This is a genomic window from Vibrio sp. 10N.222.55.B11 (assembly GCF_041473705.1).
GTDB lineage: Bacteria > Pseudomonadota > Gammaproteobacteria > Enterobacterales > Vibrionaceae > Vibrio > Vibrio crassostreae_C.
Map to the genome: position 1 here is coordinate 1 of NZ_JBFRST010000168.1, position 320 is coordinate 320.

Annotated in this window: 1 tRNA gene; it reads left to right on the forward strand. The window is 40.6% G+C overall.

The features are described from left to right. Positions 1 to 118: 118 nt before the first annotated feature. A tRNA-Ser gene (locus AB4503_RS25575) sits at positions 119 to 209 on the forward strand. Positions 210 to 320: the final 111 nt, after the last annotated feature.

Below are 320 nucleotides of genomic sequence, written 5' to 3' on the forward strand. Positions count from 1 at the left end.
CATCGCCAGGCTTTAAATTTATTTTCACTTTTTTGAAAGGTGAAGACAAAAGGTATCGTTACTTGCATTAGCAAATAACAACCTCAACAGTGTACTAATCTGTTGATGACAATTTGTTGGAGGGATGGCTGAGTGGTCGAAAGCACCGGTCTTGAAAACCGGCAACCGTTAATAGCGGTTCTAGGGTTCAAATCCCTATCCCTCCACCACTCTTAAAGATTAAACCGCTGTTTTTACAGCGGTTTTTTCGTATCTAAAGCCTCGAAAATCATCTCGCACAGAAAGGTAGCACAGATGTACTTATACCAATCCGGAAAATT